Annotated in this window: 14 protein-coding genes and 2 pseudogenes; 9 read left to right on the plus strand and 7 right to left on the minus strand. The window is 46.9% G+C overall.

The features are described 5' to 3' along the window. Positions 1-600: 600 nt before the first annotated feature. From ACN0T0_RS16275 to ACN0T0_RS16285, 3 genes and pseudogenes are all read left to right on the plus strand, one after another. Positions 601-810: pseudogene (locus ACN0T0_RS16275) on the plus strand (transposase); the annotation flags it as partial. 89 nt (positions 811-899) lie between these two features. Next, on the plus strand, positions 900-1112 hold the full coding sequence (locus ACN0T0_RS16280; protein ID WP_417227787.1) for a hypothetical protein: 213 nt from the start codon (positions 900-902) through the stop codon (positions 1110-1112). Positions 1113-1124: 12 nt separating this feature from the next. Further along, positions 1125-1376 (plus strand): annotated as a pseudogene (locus ACN0T0_RS16285) (transposase domain-containing protein); the annotation flags it as partial. A gap of 48 nt (positions 1377-1424) precedes the next feature. Here ACN0T0_RS16285 and ACN0T0_RS16290 read toward each other — a convergent pair. Continuing rightward, positions 1425-2831: a PLP-dependent aminotransferase family protein gene (locus ACN0T0_RS16290; protein ID WP_417227788.1), complete on the minus strand. Its 1407-nt coding sequence runs from the start codon at positions 2829-2831 to the stop codon at positions 1425-1427. A gap of 429 nt (positions 2832-3260) precedes the next feature. Between ACN0T0_RS16290 and ACN0T0_RS16295 the strand changes: the two genes are divergently transcribed. The 5 genes from ACN0T0_RS16295 to mmsA all read left to right on the plus strand — a co-directional run bounded on the left by ACN0T0_RS16295 (position 3261) and on the right by mmsA (position 10146). Further along, positions 3261-4724, plus strand: coding sequence for a PLP-dependent aminotransferase family protein (locus tag ACN0T0_RS16295; RefSeq protein ID WP_417227789.1), 1464 nt, complete (start codon positions 3261-3263; stop codon positions 4722-4724). A gap of 602 nt (positions 4725-5326) precedes the next feature. Continuing rightward, on the plus strand, positions 5327-6316 hold the full coding sequence (dctP, locus tag ACN0T0_RS16300; protein WP_417227790.1) for a TRAP transporter substrate-binding protein DctP: 990 nt from the start codon (positions 5327-5329) through the stop codon (positions 6314-6316). Between the two features lie 111 nt (positions 6317-6427). Continuing rightward, complete coding sequence (locus tag ACN0T0_RS16305) at positions 6428-7081, plus strand: TRAP transporter small permease (protein WP_417227791.1); 654 nt, start codon at positions 6428-6430, stop codon at positions 7079-7081. 3 nt (positions 7082-7084) lie between these two features. Beyond that, positions 7085-8386 carry a TRAP transporter large permease gene (locus tag ACN0T0_RS16310; protein WP_417227792.1) on the plus strand — a complete coding sequence of 434 codons (1302 nt, stop codon included), beginning with the start codon at positions 7085-7087 and terminating at the stop codon, positions 8384-8386. A gap of 230 nt (positions 8387-8616) precedes the next feature. Next, positions 8617-10146 (plus strand): CoA-acylating methylmalonate-semialdehyde dehydrogenase, encoded by a 1530-nt coding sequence (mmsA, locus tag ACN0T0_RS16315; RefSeq protein WP_417227793.1) that lies wholly within the window; start codon positions 8617-8619, stop codon positions 10144-10146. 139 nt (positions 10147-10285) lie between these two features. Here mmsA and panC read toward each other — a convergent pair whose 3' ends face one another. After that, complete coding sequence (gene panC, locus ACN0T0_RS16320; RefSeq protein ID WP_417227794.1) at positions 10286-11173, minus strand: pantoate--beta-alanine ligase; 888 nt, start codon at positions 11171-11173, stop codon at positions 10286-10288. 241 nt (positions 11174-11414) lie between these two features. Beyond that, complete coding sequence (locus ACN0T0_RS16325; protein ID WP_417227795.1) at positions 11415-12797, minus strand: aspartate aminotransferase family protein; 1383 nt, start codon at positions 12795-12797, stop codon at positions 11415-11417. Between the two features lie 220 nt (positions 12798-13017). Between ACN0T0_RS16325 and ACN0T0_RS16330 the strand changes: the two genes are divergently transcribed. Next, on the plus strand, positions 13018-13140 hold the full coding sequence (locus ACN0T0_RS16330; RefSeq protein WP_417227843.1) for a hypothetical protein: 123 nt from the start codon (positions 13018-13020) through the stop codon (positions 13138-13140). Between the two features lie 241 nt (positions 13141-13381). Here ACN0T0_RS16330 and ACN0T0_RS16335 read toward each other — a convergent pair whose 3' ends face one another. From ACN0T0_RS16335 to ACN0T0_RS16350, 4 genes are all read right to left on the minus strand, one after another. Beyond that, positions 13382-16681 carry a type I restriction endonuclease subunit R gene (locus tag ACN0T0_RS16335; protein WP_417227796.1) on the minus strand — a complete coding sequence of 1100 codons (3300 nt, stop codon included), beginning with the start codon at positions 16679-16681 and terminating at the stop codon, positions 13382-13384. A gap of 75 nt (positions 16682-16756) precedes the next feature. Further along, positions 16757-17788: a virulence RhuM family protein gene (locus ACN0T0_RS16340; RefSeq protein WP_067985520.1), complete on the minus strand. Its 1032-nt coding sequence runs from the start codon at positions 17786-17788 to the stop codon at positions 16757-16759. Beyond that, positions 17781-19115 (minus strand): restriction endonuclease subunit S, encoded by a 1335-nt coding sequence (locus ACN0T0_RS16345; RefSeq protein WP_417227797.1) that lies wholly within the window; start codon positions 19113-19115, stop codon positions 17781-17783. Before ACN0T0_RS16345 ends, ACN0T0_RS16340 begins: the two co-directional genes overlap by 8 nt. Then, positions 19105-20703, minus strand: a complete 1599-nt coding sequence (locus tag ACN0T0_RS16350) for a type I restriction-modification system subunit M (protein WP_417227798.1) — start codon at positions 20701-20703, stop codon at positions 19105-19107. Before ACN0T0_RS16350 ends, ACN0T0_RS16345 begins: the two co-directional genes overlap by 11 nt. Positions 20704-20728: the final 25 nt, after the last annotated feature.

A 20728-nucleotide genomic window follows, 5' to 3' on the forward strand; every position in this document is an offset into this window, starting at 1 on the left:
AAGCATCTAAATTCTGTGGTAGCGGTTTGAAAACTGAAATACTCTGGTCCGATCAGCCTTATTGCAAACTTTCCGCTTCAGAGAAAGACAATTATAAATGCTCAATAGATGCGTTGGTAAACTGTTATGAGAACTTCTGTGATGAAGCGTTTTGTGGTACGGCAAAGTAAATTGATGCCACCCGCCTTGATAAAGTTCAACGCTAGACTTGGTAAGTTGCTACGTCATCGTCGAAAAATAATCGATGTTGTACAGATATCTCGTCCAGTTTCCGTTTTGCTAAACCCCTTGTAAGTATTTCTTGATACCTTCGCTTGGATCTATCTTCAGCATGTCGCAATATTAAACATATTCATAGATATCTAGCTTTCGCTCAAGCGTCTCTACTTTCTGTATATAGCTGTGTGGCTCGCATACTCAACCCTTGATGCTGACGAGCATTTTTCAGCCAAGTGACGTAAGCGTCCGGCAAGCCCATCTTGAGCCTGGTGCGACAGGCGTCATGAAAGTGTCCACTTATTCGTTAGTGGACACTATAAATGAACAACGTAAGCGTAACTCGCCCATACCGCAAACGCCGTCAATACCCCCCCTGAATTCAAAGCCCAACTGGTTGCTCAAAGCCAGCAGCCCGGCACGTCTGTTTCACGCATCACTTTGGATAATGACCTTAACACTAACCTGCTTCGACGCTGGATCAAGGAATCAAAGATCATGGATCAAGGCTCGTCGCCAGCCTTTGTACCCATTCGTTTGCCGGCAACGGTTGACAATGCAGCCCATCCTATCAGCAAGACGCACACTATCTGAATTGAGATCCCCCGTGCCGGCGGCCCAGTGGTGGAGTAGCCCGCCGACCAAGCCCAACAGTGCGCGACGTTTCTACGCGAACTGCTGCCATGATCCGTATCGACGAGATCTGGCTGGCCACCGAGTTAATGGCCTCGCTGGAATCTCAGGAACACGCAATGAGCCAGAAAGATCGGGCGCTGGTGCGCAGTAATGCCATCATCGAGAAACTGACTCACGAAGTGGCCATCCTGAAACGTCACAAGTTCGACCGACGTAGTGAACAACTGGGCGCAGTTCAAGGCACTTGCTGGATGAGTTGATCGATAGCGATCTGGCCGCTATCGAAGCTGAACTGGCTCAAGCCATGTCTGATGAAGAGAGAGCGGCTCAATCCAAACAATCACCTAAGAAGTGGTCAACGTACGGCGGCGGTGATGACGTTGATCCAGTCGGCCAAACTAAATGGGCACGATTCGTATGCCTACCTGAAAGACGTGTTGTCGAAGCTGCCAACGCAGAAAAACAATGCCATTGGTGAGCTGCTACCGCACAACTGGGCGTCGGCGGTTCTTAGCAAAGTGTGATAACCGGCCGCTTACAACCAATACATATGAAGGTAAGCAGCACGACGATTACCCACTTACTAAAATGTCCGGCAATTGATTAAGCGCACTGATCCGCTGAGTATTCCAAGGATGAGCGTAACTAATACGTAAGCAATGACTAAACTGCCCTGAAATAGAAAATAGTGGCCCAGGAGTAATGACCACCCCTGCCACTAAGCCAGCACCATAAGCGATTAGGGTATCTATCTGCTTGGGAAGCTCTACCCATACTGCTAAACCACCCTTGGGCGTACTCACACGAATATCCAGCGGCCAAGCATGAAGCGAAGCAATTAGCTGATCACGATTAAGCTTAAGATCATGCCGCTGCCTACGTAAATGTGTCTTTAATCCCCCCTCTTCCATGAAGTCAGCAACACCTCTTTGCAAATATCGACTACTCGCTAGTTGTGTTACTAACTTAAGATGCAAAATCTTCGCATGCCACCTAGCGCCCGAAATCCACCCTAAGCGTAAATCACGAGATAACGATTTTGAAAAAGAGCTGCACAGAATAACACGCTCATTTTCATCTAGGGCCTTGAGTGGGTCAGGTACTAAGGACAACGCTGTATCCGCGTAAATATCATCTTCAATTATCGCCAGATCGTGTCGTTCAGCTAACGACAATAAGCGTTTTTTATTTTCGAGAGGCATTAGCGCACCTCCTGGTGTAGAAAATGACGGCGATACGAAACACGCTTTAACCTTCCAACGTTCTAACACCTCTTCAAGTGCATCCATATCCATGCCAGAACTCATAGACGTTGGTACCTCAACCACGCGCAGACCCAGTTGTTCTAATAATTGAAGCACGCCATAAAATCCTGGCGATTCAACAGCAACCACATCGCCTTTCTCACAACTCGCCATCAAAGCTAAAAAAAGTGCATGCTGACAACCTGAAGTAACACACAGCTGATCGTTAGGAATCGTCCAGCCACGACGTGCATAGTGAATAGTGAGTTGCTCTCGTAAGCGCTCATCGCCGGCGGGTTCATCGTAATACTGATAATCCTCACCTCTCTGACGCCGAAGTGAGCGCCCAATTGATCGATTAAGTGCCACTATGCCGGGGGGCAAATCTCCCGAACGAAATGTGGGAAGTAAATCAAAAGCAGCACTACGGCGCATGATGTCTTGTAACAGAGCACTCACACTTACCTGTCTTGGCGCATCAATGATGGCCCTAGCCTGCGGCTTTCTTACAACATCAGGTTGAAGAGTCACAAAGTAGCCCGCTTTCGGGCGTGCCTCAATCAGTCCCTGCGCCTCAATCCGCTGAAGTGCATGCTGAACCGTTGCCTTAGAAAGCTTTTGTTCTTGGCACAATGTCCGAATCGATGGAAGACGCTCTCCCAAACGCCACCGCTGCTCTTGAATGCCTTGTAGCAACCATTTTTCTAACTGCTGATAGCGGTATTCCGATTCCACTTCACTCTCAATCTGTATCTATTAAATTTTATTTTTTAAACCTGACCCTATTAACTACGCGAGTTTACTTTAGCCAAGACCTAAAAGTAAACGGGTTATCTCTCGTTGAAAATATACCAATTGTTAAATTTTCCTCGGCTATAGAACTCCTAGTTAAGAGTAGATAATCCCCCTTTGCGAGGTGTTCAAATATCCTATTTTCATCAACAACTTCCTGTAAATTCACCAGTCAATTTAAAACGACATCATTAACCTTACCCATCAGCCACCAAGCCAAGCTCCGCATGGCACTACACGCCTTGGTACTAGATTATATAATATGCTGGTACTAACGCTTTCTGGATCTATAACCGTAACCTAAGCACCATATAACAATAAGATAGTCGCTATGTGTGTACAAATAACAACACATACAGCAGGAGAGCCACCATGCTGAACCACCTATTTCACCTTTCGCCAAATAGCTCTGCTAGTTTGCAGCAACAGATTCGAGAACATATCAGTAAAGCCATAATCGACGGCCATATTCCACCGGAGATTCCACTGCCCTCAACACGTAAAATGGCTGAAATGCTCAGCGTCTCTCGCAATACCGTTATTCTTGCTTACGAACACCTCATTGATGATGGGTATCTGCTCGCCCGAGAACGTGCCGGTTTCTATGTGAATGCTGAAATTCTCAAAAACAGCGTCAAAGACGAAGCGCCGATAATTATTGAGGGGGGCAACAAACCCGACTGGAATCGCTGTCTAAAAATAAAACCCGCCAGCCATAAACTTAATAAGCTCAACCGTTGGCAGGATTACCCCTACCCTTTTATTTACGGTCAGTTAGACCCAAAGATGTTCCCCACTAACCACTGGCGTGAATGCTGTAAAGAATCCGTATCTGTACAAGCAATTAGTGAGTGGTCGGGAGATCGTTATGACGATGATGATAGTTTGTTAATCGAACAGATACGTTCACGGATGTTACCCCGGCGTGGAGTTTGGGCCGAATCCGACGAGATTTTAATTACCGTTGGCGCTCAACATGCGCTGTATATGATACTGCGGATATTACTGAATAAAAGCACCACCTTTGGCCTTGAAGAACCAGGCTATCCTGACCTTATTCAGATGGCTGACTGCACCGGCGCAACCATTAAACATTTGACGATTGATCATGATGGCCTAGAAGTCGGCAAACAACTCCAAGACTGCGATCTTATTTTTACCACCCCGAGTCACCAGTTTCCCACTACCGTCACCATGCCCATGAACCGACGGAAAGCCTTATTAGAGCAGGCTTCACGGGATGACTTCCTCATCATTGAGGACGATTACGAGTGTGAAACAACCTTTGCTACCAACCCTACTCCCGCGCTTAAAAGCTTGGATAATAATGACCGTGTTATCTATCTCGGCAGTCTCTCAAAAACCCTGTCACCAGGCCTTCGCTTAGGCTACATGGTCGGACCAAAAGAACTTATCAAACAAATACGTGAATTTCGACGGATGATGTTGCGCCACCCGCCAATGAACAACCAGCGGGCTGTCGGTCTGTTTCTCTCTCGTGGCTATCAAGACTCACTGGTTCGCAGCATTGTGCAAGTTTATGAAGAACGTTGGAAAGCGGTTGGCGACGCCCTACAGGAATATCTACCTGCGTCAGCAGAGTCTCCCTCCTTTGGAGGCTCGTCTTATTGGGTCAAGGGACCTACGAACCTCGATGCCCGAGAGTTAAAAAAACGCGCCTTAGACAAAGGCGTGGTAATTGAATCCGGCGATCTGTATTTCAACCAACAAAACCCTCCGTTAAATTTCTTTCGACTTGGTTATTCATCGATCTCGACCGAACGTATTCGTCCCGGCATCGCTCGTTTAGCCGACATAATAGCCACACTGACCTAAAACGCAGATCTAAACTTAGCCGTGCGCACTTTTCCCGCTATCACGGCTATGTCATATTTCTTGTTCGAAGACCGTTAACACTATTAACAAAGCATTCAGCAGACCGATGATTCCCCCGCAAAATAGTATCTCTCACTGGCGTCAACAGACAGTCATCGCAACTCATTCCATATAACCCAGTTTTTACTCGCCTATACCAAGATCAAACAATCTCAAATACCTTTCTTCGTCTTCAATGGATCTTCGTGCTAACCCGTAAGAATGGCTTAACCAGACTGAAAAGTTCATTCAGGTAAGTGCACAATACCTCAGGACAACAGCTCTCTTGCAACGAAAAATATTTCAAGCTACTTACCTGAAACGCTCATTTCACAGGCATCACAGCCTGGTTCTACATTTCGGCTCGACGTTGGATCTATCGATGTATCAGCAACCAAATTTATATTGGTCGCTCTAGCAAAGCAGCGAGACAGGTACTTTCGCAGCGCCCTCGCTCAGTTAGATTTTTCGGAACGAAGCGCCTATCAATGTGCTGACACTGAAGACAAGAATAATAATGACCAGAGGTTACGATGAATATAACAACCCGTACAAAATCTATTATGTCTACCTGCATACTCTCCGCGTCACTGGCGCTGACTGGCGCTCAATCAGTCCAAGCCACCGAGGAGCTGCAACTCGCTCATGCTTACCCTTCGGACCATATTTTCCATCTGACCTCAACCACCTTTATGGACGAACTAAAAAACAAGGGAGCTGATATTGAGGTCGATTACCATCCGGGCGGCTCGCTGGGTGATTGGGCTTCTTTGTTTGAACAAAGCATGGAAGGTGTCGTCCCTATGACAATGAGCTTCGGTGCTTCAGAGTTTGACCCACGCCTTGACCTTTCTTGGTTGAGCTATGTGGTCGATGACTGGAAAGAAGCTCGTGAGGTATATGGTCCAAACGGTAAGATGACAAACGTCTATAACGAAATCATGGGTGACCTTGATTTGGTGGTGCTCGGCGTGATCCCTACTGGATTTGGTTCCATAGCGATGCGTAAAGGTGTCGATACAATACCTACCAGCTTCCCAGAAGACGGTAAAGACATCAAAATGCGAGTACCGGCCATTCCCATAGGCATCGAGCGCTATAGAAGCTTCGGTTTCACCCCTGTCCCCATGCCATTCTCCGAACTCTATACCGCACTTCAGCTAGGCACCGTTGATGCCCGTGGTACAGCCCCTTCCGTTGAAATTTGGCAGATGCGAGACGTACTCGAAAGCTACATCCTCACAAAGGATTATTTCGAGCATGCTTTCTGGGTTGTCAATAAGTCTTGGTTGGAAGGTCTACCAGCACAAGAACGTAACAAGCTGATTGCGGCCGCCGATGCCACCATGGCCAAAGTATGGGATGAAGCACAAGCCATCGATGAAGGATTTCTAGATAAAGTGCGCGGCGCTGGTATCAAGGTCGTCGAACTCAGCCCTGAAGATATGGCTAAAGCAAAAGAAATTCTGTACGCCAATGAATGGCCATTCATGGAAAAAATTGTCGGCTCTAAAATTATGAACATGATGCGCGATATCGCCGGTATCCAGTAATCCCGACCGTTATATCCGCTGCGCTTCTCTCACTTATTGTGCTCGATCATTTGCACGACTCGACAGTGAGTGGGAGAAGCCTCCTAGGCCACCTTTTTCAGGATCAGAATTATGCAACAAGAAAAACTATCTGAACCCTCAAAATCGGTGGGTAAAACTAAGATCTACGACTACGACCCAGACCTTAGCACCCACCCGATCCCACCCCATCTCCACGCTATACCAGAGCAAGCTGAAACACCGGTAGACAACATCCTTATTCGTTTTGAGCTGCTGTTGAATGGACTGTTCCGCATAACGATGGTCATGGTCGGCATGGGATTGGCACTATTAACCTTTACTCAAGTGGTCATGCGTTATGTCTTCGAATCTCCGTTCACGGGCATCGAAGAAGCATCCATTCTGCTCGCCGTATGGCTCTATTTTCTCGGTATGGGTTACGCAACCCGTGAACGTGAACACATCCACGGCGGGATCGTTAGCCTCCTAGTTAAAGACCCCCATAAAGTCGCCATCATCCGCTTTATCAGCTCAATAACCTGTATGTTCGCAGCTATTCTATTTGGCTATTTTGCCAGTCAATATGCCCTAAGAGAGATCGATAGAGGACGCATCAGCACAATTTTACAGTGGCCTCGAGGCTTATGGAGCGCCAGCATGTTTGTCGGTTTCGCCATGATGGTGGGCTACTTTCTGCTCGAAGCCATCAATGAATTCCGTTATCTACGAAAACCCTCACGCAACAACACGACTCAGGAGGTGTAAACCATGATGTTATTTCTGATTTCGATGCTGGTTATCATCGTCCTGATTTTGATTGAAATCCCAGTGGCGTTTGCTTTCGGCATCGGCGCAGTATTATTTGCCTTCACCACGGGAAACAATATCTCATTTCTAATTCCCCACGGCTTTAAAACGGCCAGCAGCTTCGCACTGCTAGCCCTCCCCCTATTTATTTTTGCCGGACTATTAATGGCAGAAGGCGGTATATCCGAACGCTTATTAAACTTCGTTAACTCGATCGTGGGTCGAATAAAAGGCGGCCTCGGGGCCGTCACCGTACTGACCTGTGCGCTATTTGGCGCCATCTCGGGTAGCTCATCCGCTGCCATTGCTGCCGTTGGTCAGATAATGATTCCAAGAATGATTCGTGAAGGCTATCCAGAAGGTCATGCCACTGCGTTGGTTGCCAGCTCTTCGGTACTCGCGTTGCTTATCCCCCCAAGTATTCCGATGATCGTTTTTTCCATCACAGGCGGCCTATCGGTAGGAGCGGCATTTCTATCGACGATTATTCCAGGCATTATGCTAACCATCATCTACTGTGTGTTAAATATCTGGTTCTTACGTAACAACACCAATATTAAAGTAGACCCTCCACTACCGTTCAGACAAGCGGCTAAAGGTGTCGTCAAGTCGGGCTACAATGCCGCCTTCGCTCTGTTAATGCCAATTATCATTCTTGGTGCTATCTACAGTGGTATTGCAACGCCTACCGAAGCTGCTGCAATTGCCGTTATCTACGCAATCCCAGTAGGTTTGTTTATCTATAAAGGGATGTCACTTAACAGTTTGGGCGATGTCACCGTAAGAGCAGTCACCATGACGGGTTCTATCATGGCAGTACTGTTCTTTCTATTTATCATGAGCCGCGCGATGATTCTTGAACAGGTCCCTCGAGATCTGGCACTAGCACTACTCGAAATATCAGACAATAAGTACGTTCTACTCTTATTGATCAACCTGCTGTTGTTGCTGATCGGCATGATCGTTGACGATATATCCGGCAGCGTACTGGCTGCCATTATCTTCTTACCAATCATCAATGAACTGGGCATTGATCCGATTCACTTTGCGGCGGTTGTCGGGGTGAATTTAGGCTTAGGGAATGTATCGCCCCCCTGTGCACCGATGCTCTATATGGCCGGTGGCGTCGGAAAACTATCATTAGATAAATATATCAAACCGACGCTGAAGTTCCTCTGCCTTGGCCACCTCCCAATGGTATTTCTGGTGACCTTCGTACCTGAACTATCACTATTTCTGCCAAAACTGCTAATGGGTTATTAAACATAAAAAAAGTTATGGCTATCGTTGATAGCTATGACTTTTCTTCTCTTTAAATAGAGATTTATAGCTTAATTAACAATAGCTTAAATTTTATTTCCACATAAAAAACAGCCCTACGAGTTGGAGCTAGAAAATTAATTCTCGTGGATCTACAGACCTGATCGGCAAGCACTTTATATTAATCCAAAATCAAAAAACTCTTCATTAACCCGATAGACAGGACTTTACAGATGACCTCCTATATCAAAATAAAAAATCATATTAACGGTCAGTGGTTGGACGAGACCAATGGTCAATATGAGCCACTAAAAAATCCCTCGACCGGCGCTGTCATTGGCGAAGTTCCACTGTCGTCCGCAGAGACATCGCGTCAAGCAACGGCGGCTGCCGCAGCAGCTTACCCTGCTTGGAGTGCCACCCCGCTGCCCAAGCGGATGAACTACATCTTTGATATGCAGCAGATTATGCGTGACAACCTCGAGATGCTGGCCGAAGCGATCGCTATCGATCAGGCTAAGCACATTGCCGAAGCACGTGGCGAAGTCGGCCGAGTGATCGAAATCTTGCAAATGGCTTGCTCTATCCCAGCCATGATTCAAGGCGAAACGGTGCAAGGTATCGCTAACAACATCAATGGCCGCCTGATTAAAGCACCTCTAGGCGTTTTCTGTGGCGTGGCTCCCTTTAACTTCCCAGCATTGGTATTTGGTTGGTTTATTCCTTTTGCTATCGGCACCGGAAACACCTTTGTTTATAAACCGTCGACTGAATCACCGTTGTTTATGCAAAAGATGATGCAGCTACTAGTAGATATTGGCCTACCTGATGGTGTGGTTAACATCGTTCACGGTGACCGTGAAACGGTAGAAGCGTGGTATGACGATGATAATGTCGCAGGTGTCTGCCTTGTCGGCTCGACCCCAACAGCGAAAGCGATTGCCGAAGGCTGTGGTCGCAACGGTAAAAAAACCATGCTCTTAGGTGGCGCTAAAAACTTCCTCGTGGCGATGGAAGATGCCCCGATGGACCTCATGATCGAAAACATCCTTATGTCCGGTTATGGTTCTGCAGGCCAACGCTGTTTAGCCGTTTCTAATATCGCAGTGGTGTCTGAAATCTACGATGAGTTTGTTGAACGCCTGCTCGCTGCCTCGCAAAACATTACCGTAGGTGATGCGATGGACCCAGATGTCTTCATGGGACCTGTAATCTCCGCCAAAGCCAAACAACGGATCGAGAACTACATCGACATTGGTCAAGCAGAAGGCGCGACTCTCGCACTCGATGGTCGTAACCCGAACGTTGCAGATGCTAACCAAGACGGTTATTTCGTAGGCCCTACTGTGTTCACTGAGGTAACACCCTGCATGCAGATCGCCCGTGAAGAGATTTTTGGGCCGGTTCTCAGCGTCATGAAGGTCGGCTGCATTGATGGTGCACTACGTATGATCAAAAACCATGAGATGGGCAACGGAGCGGTTATCTTCACCCAAAACAGCTTCTATACTGAGAAATTCATTAATGAAGCGGATGTCGGTATGGTCGGCGTCAATGTGGGTATCTGCGCCCCCCACCCTTACCTGCCATTCGGTGGTATCAAAGGCTCACTGGTCGGAAATAACAAGGTACAGGGTAAAGACGCGATCGACTTCTTCACCCAGAGTAAAGTTGCCACGGTTCGAATCGTTGATCCGAAAGCGGGCCAAGCGGCACCGGCAGCAACAGCCAGTACCAATGTACGTAGCTGTGTTGCCAGCTAACCCATGACATAAAAGAAAGATTAAGGCGGGAGAGTGTGCTCCCGCCTTTTTTACATCTAATGGTTAGCCTGTGAATATAAACCGCATAGCAGCGCACCTGAAATCAAATGAAAAACGGCTTTGGCCTGAAGCACTAATATCAATCGACTTTATGACCCGCAACATAAGGGTAAGGGTCTCTCAGATCAAACACAATATTATCAATCAGTCGTGTGCCATTCAGCGTCACCGCCACGAGTATCGCAATCTCTTGATCACCCGCTTGTGCCTTTAACAAACTGCCCTGCTGACAGATGTGCACATAATCTAGCTCAAACCCTAACCCGATCAGTCGGGCCCCAGCATCAGCTTCAAGCTGGTTAAGATCAGTACTACTTTGATACATCTGCTGACCGGTTTCAATTAACACCTGATACAGCGATGCTGCCAACTGCCGCTCATCATCACTCAAATAGTGATTGCGCGAACTCAACGCTAAACCCGACGTGGCTCGCTTGGTTGCCACACCAATAATCTTAACGGGGATAGATAAATCACTAACCACCTGCCGGATAATGGTGAGTTGTTGCCTATCTTTCTCCCCAAAGTAAGCCATATCCGGCTGCACCATACACAATAGCTTAACCACCACTGTGGCCACTCCGCGAAAAAACTGAGGCCGACTAACGCCACAATGAAGTGAAGAGAGACTGGGCATATCGACGAGAGTCGCGATACTTTTGCCATCTGGATACATATCCGTGACAGACGGTGCAAACAAAATATCGCAACCATGATTAACCAATAAGCGTTTATCCGCCTCCAGTGTTCGAGGATAGGTATCAAGGTCTTCGTCTAAACCAAACTGCAGCGGATTAACAAAAATACTCACGATCACAATATCGCAATCGCGACGGGCGGCTTCGACCAAACTCAGATGACCACCGTGTAAGTTGCCCATTGTTGGGACAAATCCAATCGTCATTCCCACCGCCCGAAAGCGTGTTAATAGAGACCGAAGGTCTTCGGCCTTTTGTAATATTTGCATGAGCGATCTCCAATCAAAAAAGTGGCTTAGATAAGCACCGATTAATGCAGAATTAATTCATCAAGCTGATGGGTAGGCGGTGCTGAACACATAAAAAAAAGCAGGCCTACATTAGGCCTGCCAAAGGAGCCAGCCCAAAGGCTGAGGAAGAATTTTCGTCATAACAGGGATTCCCCTATAGACGAGGCAGACACTCACCTATCAAATCCGGTGCGTCAGTATCAGCCGACTTTGTTCAAATTCAGGTCAGTGTCTGTAGAGCATTATCCAATGCCGTTACAATTTCATCGATCTCATCCCGGGTAACAATTAATGGCGGGCTTAAACAGATATTATTGTTCAGGGTTGCAAATGAACGATTTGTACGGCCAATGATAACGCCATTCGCCATACAGTGTGCGGCAATCGCAACGGTCAGACTTTCGTCGACAGGCTCTTTAGTGCTGCGATCTTTCACCAGTTCAAAGCCGGCAAACAGTCCCTTACCACGCACATCACCGATCACTTGATATTTATCCATCAACTGGTGCAAACGTCCTTTCAGATACTCACCCTGCTCGGTAGCATTCGCCAGCAATTTTTCATCTTCGATAATTTCCATATTGATCAATGCTGCCGCAGGGCCTGCCGTACAACCGCCAAAGGTCGATATATCGCGGAAATACCCCATGCGCGGGTCGGCATCGTCTTTAAATGCCTCAAATACTGCTTCGGTTGTCACGGTACAGGAGATCGCCGCATAACCTGACGCCACCCCTTTCGCCATGGTGACAATATCGGGCTGAATACCATAATGCTGATAACCAAACCAGGTTCCGGTACGGCCTAAACCGCACACCACTTCATCAATATGCAAAAGAATGTCGTATTTTTTGCAGATTTCCTGCACGCGTGGCCAGTACCCTTCAGGCGCTTCGATAATGCCACCACCAGCAGTAATGGGCTCTAAGCATAGAGCACCAATCGTTTCTGGGCCTTCCTCAAGGATGACCTTTTCGATCTGGTCTGCCGCCCATACGCCATAGTTGCTCAAGTCCGCGTCCTCCTGTGCTCGATATTGACAGCAGTGGGGCACCTCGACAAAGCCCGGCGTAAAGGGGCCATACTGATGACGACGCTCATGTTGTCCGGTAGCACTAAGAGTGGTAATGGTGGTGCCGTGATAATCCCGTTCGCGATACAGTACTTTACGTTTTTGGCCGCCATACTTTTTATCTGCAATCTGGCGAACAATCTTAAAGGCTTTCTCATTCGCCTCAGAACCCGAGTTAGAATAATATACTCGACTCAGCCCCGGCATTTTGCTAATCAGCCGCTTGGCAAACTGTGCTGCCGGCACATTGCCTGCCGTTTGGGCAAAATAGTTCATGGTGACCAGTTGGTCCCGCACGGCATCGGCAATTTCCCTACGACCATAACCCACATTCACCGTCCATACCGCACCTGAAACGGCATCGAGGTATTCGTTACCCTTGGCATCCCAAACACGTACGCCTTTGCCCTTAACAATCATAAATGGGTCACTATTTTCATAGGGTTTATGCTGGGACAAGTGATGCCATACATGGTTACGATCTTGCTCTACTACTGCGTCGCTAACCAAATTTTGTGTCATATTATTCATGCTTCATCCTATTTATAATGATCTCTAAATAGACGTGCGCTCTATTTTGCGCGTTATATGTCAGCCAATACTCACGCATATAGTAAAAAACACTTAGACCCAGCCCTCTAGAACATTTAATACCAGCAATGACCCACTCTTGGACGAGACGGGGTACGTTGCCGTGATGCCCCTCGGTGCTACGACAGGCTCCAGGCTGCGACTGTAAAACCCCAATAATATTCGCTTGATCTTAGAAAATGCCAAGGTGCCGATCATTATCGATGCCTGCGTTGGCACACTCTCCGATGCCACCCATACGATGGTGCTCGGCTGTGCAGAAGTTTTGATGCGCCCATACTAATCTCTCAGCATTAATGACGCAGACGATACGAAAAAATATGGAGTGGGTGGATATGTAGACCTACGTCAGATTTCAGATGAAGACGTACAACGAGCAAAACAGAGATTGAGCCTAAGACTTAAAAAGTATCGCAGCCATAAACGGTATTTCGGGAGCTAGTTCAGGCCGCAGAGAGAGTCGTACTTCGAAGTTGAATTCTCGTTTAAGTTAAATAACGTCCATCAATAACGACAACCCTATTTTATTGTCGATACTTCTTAAAATTCTCCGCCTGTTCCAAGATCTCTTTGTAAGCATCATCGTTGGCCACCGGTGGATAACCGTATTTGGCCAGTAGCAAGATCAGCTTCACTTGCAGCTCGGCTTTGATATCTTCTCGTTGGTTCCATGCGGGGAAGCTGGCAACGCTATCGACCTCTTCCTTGGCATGCTTAGCCAGTTCGATCATCTTATCTTCGGGATAGGTGAAGTCATACTTAATCGACAGGGATTTTAAAATGTCGTAAAACGCTTTCTCTTCAAAATCGATACCCATATCGGCAAACGAGGTCATTTCTGCTTTTAAAGCATAGATAAGCCCTACAAAATCATTTGATATATCCGTTAATGCACTGCTCTCTAAAACATCATCTTTACGTTCGTTGTATTTATCCACCAGCGCTTTGAACTTTTTAGAGAAATCGACCCCTTGCATCTTGTTGGTTTTCGAGACTTCGCCAATGGCTTTTTCCAACAGCTTTTGCAGCAGTTTAATCTTGGTATTCGGCAGTTTAATCTTGTCGATTTTAGCTAAATAATCTTCATCGAAAATATCAATCGCGCCCTCTTCAGCTTCATCACCCAATTTGAAGATCTCTTCGACACCATCGCTTTTAATCGCTTCGGCGATCATATCGCGCACTTTGGCGTTCATCTGTGCCGTATCCGGTGCTACACCTCGGGTTAGCTTGTGGATAATAGAGCGGATCGCCATATAGAAGTGAATATGGTCACGCTCATCTTTGCTGATCTGCTCGTTACCACAGCAGATGTCATAGGCAGCCTTTAAGCGCTTGGTAATATCCATAAAGCGCTTTTCGGTTTTTTCCGTTTGCATTGCATATTCAGCGGCTTCGTTGAGACAGTTTAACTGGCCAACAGGATCACCGGTGAAATAATCTGAGCTATCAAAATGATAAAAAGCCTTGTTCAGTAGGTCTAAGTGGTTACGCACCTCAACAATAGAGGCGGCAATATCTTCAAAGTTATCACTGCCACTGCCACCAAATTGTTTTAGCGCTTTGTTCATCTGGGTTTTAATGCCGATGTAATCTACCACCAGCCCTTTGCTCTTGCCTGCAAACTTACGGTTTACCCGTGAAATCGTTTGTATCAGGTTATGCTGTGAGACGGGTTTATCGATATACAGGGTATCGAGAAACGGCACATCAAAGCCGGTCAGCCACATATCCACCACAATGGCGATTTTAAAGTTAGACTTAGCCTGCTTAAATTGGCGATCCAGCTCTTTACGATCATCTTTACTGCCGAGTAGATCCCACAGCGCTTTCTCATCATCTTTATTGCGCGTCATCACCATGCGCACCCGCGCAGAGGCTTTTATCTCCTTACGCTCTTTGTCGCTAAGTGATTCCCCCTTGGCGCACTCCAGCACCTCAAACCACTCAGGGCGTAAGACCTGTAACTCCTGATACAGTTGATAGGCAATTTGGCGAGAGCTACTGACAAACATCGCCTTGCCCGCCACGGTGGCGCCTTCAGCAACGCGATCTTCATAGTGCGCTACAAAGTCCTTGGCTAAGGCATGTATACGGTCAGGATCACCTAGAATCGCCCCCATGCTGGCCATCGCTTTTTTGCTGTCGTCTATCTGGTAATCGCTAGCGCCATCTTCTGCACATTGTTGATAATAAGCTTCAATCTCTTTCAGCTTACTGTTATCCAGAACCACTTTTGCCGCACGGCCTTCATAGACAATGCGCACGGTAATCTCATCCTTGACGGACTCGTTCATAGTGTAGCTATCAACCACCCTGCCAAACACATCCAAGGTGGCATCAATGGGTGTGCCGGTAAACCCCACATAGGTGGCGTTCGGTAGAGAGTCATGCAGATATTTAGCAAAGCCGTAGGTTTTCTTAACCCCTCGGTTTTTCCCTTCAGTCACCACCGAGATTTTTTGATCGAGGTTAACCTGGCTACGGTGGGCCTCATCAGAAATGCAGATCACATTACAGCGATCCGTTAACAGCGCGACATCTTCCGTAAACTTATGAATCGTGGTTAAGAAAACCCCGCCGCTTTGGCGGCCCTGCAATTTAGCGCGCAGATCAGTACGGGAGGTAACCGTTTCAACAATCTGATCGCCAATATAGGTTTTGGCATTGGTAAACTGTTTAGAGAGTTGATCGTCTAAATCGGTACGGTCGGTAATCAACACAATGGTGGGGCTGGCAAAGTCCACGCTCTTCATCAACAGGCGCACTAAAAACTGCATGGTAAAGCTTTTGCCGCAACCGGTGGCGCCAAAATAGGTGCCGCCCTTACCGTCGCCGATAATATCACCTGCACTGTTAGGCCGTTTCTGATGCGCTTTAATGCTTTGGTAAAGTTTAGTGGCCGCGTAATACTGCGGATAACGACAGACGATTTTGATCTCTTGATGGCTCTTATCAGGGAAGTAGATAAAGTGCCGGATCACCTCACGTAAACGCTGCTGATCAAACAGCCCTTGCAGCATACTGGTGAGCGAGCTGATGCCGTCCTTTTCCGCCGTCTCATTGCCGTTGACCTTGCGCCAGCCATAGTAAAACTCATAAGGCGCAAACAGGGTTCCCATCTTATTGTTGACGCCATCACTGATCACACAGAGGGCGTTATAAATAAATAACTGGGGAATATCACGTCGGTAGCGCGTGCAGATTTGCACGTAAGCATCGTGGATGGTGGCTTCTTCACGGATAGCGCTTTTAAACTCAAACAACACCAGCGGCAAACCATTAATATATAAAATACCATCGGGAATACGCAGCTCACCACCACTGGCCGAGGCTACGCCTTCAATCTCTAGCTGGTTAACGATTTTAAAAAGGTTATTCGTGGTCGGCTGGGCCTGATAGCTGGCGCCTTTTTCGGCAACAATGGATAGCTGATCCACCTCATCCGCTGTAGGCACGCGCATCGCCGCAAGGTCGCTGTAATCGATCAGCTGTATGTAAATGTCTTTATCAGTAGGGTCTTCACGCTTGAGTAAAAAACCATCGCTCAGCCACTTACAAAAGGTTTTATTACTCTCATACAGATCACTCGCCGACAGCAATTCAAGCTGACGGATAATGCCATCGATCTCATTATCGGTGATACCTTCATGGGCATATTGCTTAGTCAAAAAAGCACGAAGGTCCGCAGTAATCAGTACATCGATTGCCGAACGCGCACCGCCCGCCTCGTTACAAAGGTCGCCGCCCAAAACATGAGGATAACCTTGTTCCCCTAGTAGTTGGATAATGGCACTTTCTAATTGGGCTTCGGTAAATTTCACGGCACGACATCCTGTTGTGTTTTGTCAGCGTTGTAGTCTTAGCTGTTGCTTCAATGTAATTGGGTAATACAGGGTTTAATCTCTGCTGGGCAAGTTTTTCAGCATACGATCAAAGTCAGATTCGATAGGCTGCCGCTTATTAAACTTCTCGTATTCAGCATGAGCCTTTTCTTTCGCTTGATCCCGTGTAACCGTACCATAGCCTTCCAGCACTTCGTATTCGTTAAAGCTTAAAAATTTCTCCACACTGAGGGCAAAATTTTGCATCGTAAAGCTATTACGTCGTTCAATAATACGTTCAATATAATCAAAAAAGCCCGCCACGGCGGCCTCTAACTGTTTGATCTCTTTTTCACTTAAATAGTTTTTACCCACCGTAGTATCAGACTTTAAAATACGGCCTTCGGGCGCATGCTTAAACGTATTCATCCCCATCAATGGCTGAGTACTATCGGCTTTATTGTAGATAAGCTCGCTAGATGTATTACCCGTAATCGCAAAATGAAACTGATCTTGCACATGGGCATAGAACTGACGAGTGGTATCTGATTTCGGGTCATAATCAATACTGCACTCAGCAAAAATATCCGTGATTTGCTGGTAGATGCGTCGTTCGCTCGCGCGAATAGAGCGGACCCGTTCCAACAACTCACGAAAATAGTCTTTACCGAAGTAGCGACCATTTTTAAGGCGCTCATCATCCATGGCAAAGCCTTTGATGATGTATTCTTTAATTAGCGCCGTCGCCCAGATTCTAAACTGAGTGGCTTGTACCGAATTGACCCGATAGCCGACCGAGATCACCGCATCGAGGTTATAGTATTTTGTGGTGGTTTTTTGTGTCTTGCCCGCTATAGCGCCATGGGCAGTGGTGTTTTCCAAAAAGGAAACAACCACTTTTTCATCTAACTCACCGCTTTCAAAAATATTTTTTAAGTGCTTCGAAATGGCAGGCACACCCACGGCAAACAGCTCTGACATTCGTTTTTGTGTCAGCCACAGGGTTTCGTTATTCAACAACACCTCTACCTTCACATCACCACTCGGGGCGGTGTAAAGTAGAAACTCAGTGCTTTGATCTTGCAGGCTGAGGGGTTTATCACTCATAAGCAGTCTCAGCAGGCGGGTTGGTTTCGCTATCGAGCATAGACTCAGGCAGACGTAGTTCACCGGAGATCAGTTTGGGGAGAAGAGTGTCGCGAATGCATTCTAAGGATTCTATTTGTATAAACCTTTGAAGAACTCCTTCCATCTGTTCACTCGTAAACTCTTGATACTTTCGTAATATTCTATCTGAGGGCCTTAAAACTAATAGGTTCTCAAATGAAGATTTATTTAAAATAGGCATTGTAGAACCACTTGCGCCTAACGAAAAAATCTCATCACGCCGCCCTCTTAAGTTATAAAACAAATAATTTCGACTAGAGTCATCCCTCATGACTACAGAATTTATTTGTTGGTTAGTGTAAGCGTCTGTAGGGCTGATAACCGTTTTCCCCATCTGGCTACCTATACAAGTAACGCACACTGAACCTTTGAGGATTTTATTCTTATTTATGACAAATGCGCCTTCATCAGATAAATAACGATTTACCTTAACCACAAAAATAGAATCATCAATATCAGTTGGCGTGATAAAAGGAAAGCCAACTTCATCGTAAGCTCCTTCGACTGATTTTGGTGGAGTTTTACCTGTAACTACCCGACCAAAACTTTTAATATTGCTAACCTCCCACCCCTTCGGCACCCAGCCCAGTGCTTCTGTTTCTTCAAACTCACTGGGGAATAATTGGCGCACATCATCGGGCAAGGGTTGGTGGTCAGGTTTGGCGAGTTGTTGCTGGCGGCGCTGGGCGCGTGCTTGCAGTTCCTCGGGGATAGGCTTACCCGCGGCTAAGGCGTTGTCGATCACCGGATCAAAATCCACAAACCAGCTTTTAAACAGGGCTTGCGCCATCTCCTCTAAGGTTTGGTTGATTTGGCGATTGAGTTCGATTTTGTGTTCAAGTATTTCTAGAATCCTCCCTATTCGCTTTTGCTCATGCTTATCTTCAGTTGCCCATACCTCATAAGGGGATACTGCATTTCTATTTAAAGACTTTTGTGCGCTACCTGAGTTGAATTGATCAAAGTCAATCTGCGATAGTAGGTAATAAATATACCGTTCATTATTTCCTTTAAAATTGGTAACGTATAATGCTGTGTTGAGTGGCCAATAATCAACATCACAATAGTTCACCACGCCCATTGAGTTGCCACTTCGCCCAACTACTACACCTGGCCCTTTACACTTGGGTTTACTATGAAATCCTGTAAGGCCTGACGACCCCATAATCGGCACATGACCAGCCTCTCTATATTGAGATGGGAGGTCATGACCACGTTGTAGAGCTATTAAATTTCCTAATGGTATTTTTCTCCACTCACTCCCCATAACCCAGCACCTCTAAGTTCTGACGAATGGTGTTATCCAGCACTTCCGCTTCTTTCATCTGGCGATACAGGGTTTGGCTGAGCTCGCGCATCTTATCTTCAAAGGGGGTGCCGTCGTCTTCGATATCCGCCGCGCCCACATAGCGACCGGGGGTGAGTACGTAATCGTTCTTTTGAATATCCGCTAAGCTGGCCGCTTTGCAGTAACCGGCCACATCTTCATAGGCTTCAAGTGTGCCACTGCCATCCTGCGCTTCACCGCGCCATGCGTGGTAGGTGCCGGCAATTTTAGCCAGATCATCCGGTGTCAGTTCTTTATGAATACGGCTGGCCATGGTGCCCATCTGACGAGCATCGATAAACAGGGTTTCCCCTTTGCGGTTACGATAGCCGCGGGTTTTATCTTCACCTTTGTTTTTGGTGAGAAACCATAAACACACAGGGATCTGCGTGGTGTAGAACAGCTGCCCCGGTAACGCGATCATGCAATCCACATGGTCGTTGTCGATAATCTCTTGGCGAATAGTACCTTCGCCACTGGTGTTAGAACTCATGGAGCCATTGGCCAAGACAAAACCGGCGGTGCCGCTTTCGCTGAGTTTACTGAGTATATGCAGTATCCACGCATAGTTAGCATTACCGGTGGGCGGTACGGTATAGCCGGCCCAGCGGGGATCATCAACTAGCTCATTGTCGGCGCGCCACTGTTTTTGGTTAAACGGCGGGTTAGCCATAATGTAATCGGCTTTCAAATCAGGGTGCTGATCTTTAAAGAAAGTATTCCCTGCAACATCTCCTAAGTTGCCGTTAATCCCCCGAATCGCGAGGTTCATTTTGGCGAGCTTATAGGTTGCGCTGGTGTATTCCTGCCCGTAGATCGAGATCTCTTTTTGGTTGCCGTTGTGACTGTTCACAAACTTGACCGATTGCACAAACATGCCACCCGAACCACAGCAAGGGTCGTAGATTTTACCTTTGTAGGGTTCCAGCATTTCGGCCAATAGTGCCACTACCGATTTAGGCGTATAGAACTCGCCCCCGCCTTTACCTTCACTGGCGGCAAATTTACCGAGGAAATATTCATAGACCCGACCCACCAGATCTTCTTCGCTCATCTGGCATTCGTTGGCCAGCGTATCAATATTGTTAATGGTATCGAGCAACGCCGCCAACTTGCTGCTTTCTAACCCCAAACGCGAGAAGTAGTTATCCGGCAAGGCACCCGCCAGCGATTTATTGGTTTTCTCGATGGTGTGCAGCGCGGTATCGATTTTAAGGGCGATATCATCCTGCTTGCTGTGTTTGATCAACGTCGCCCAACGTGCCTCTTCACTCAGGTAGAACACATTGCTCTGGGCATAAAACGGCACCATATCAACAAACTGTTCTTTACCATCATCAATGAGTGCTTGGCGATGGACTTCAAACTTGTCACTGATAAATTTAAGAAAGATCAAACTCAACACGATGTGTTTGTATTCAGATGACTCTACGCTGCCACGTAGCTTATTGGCGCTGTCCCAAAGGGATTCTTCAAATGAGGTGCCGTTATTTTTTGTTTGCTTTGATTTTGCGGGTGCTTTAGCCATTGCAGAAACGATTCCATTGTATGAA

It is taken from the genome of Amphritea sp. (assembly GCF_048266285.1).
Classification (GTDB): domain Bacteria; phylum Pseudomonadota; class Gammaproteobacteria; order Pseudomonadales; family Balneatricaceae; genus Amphritea.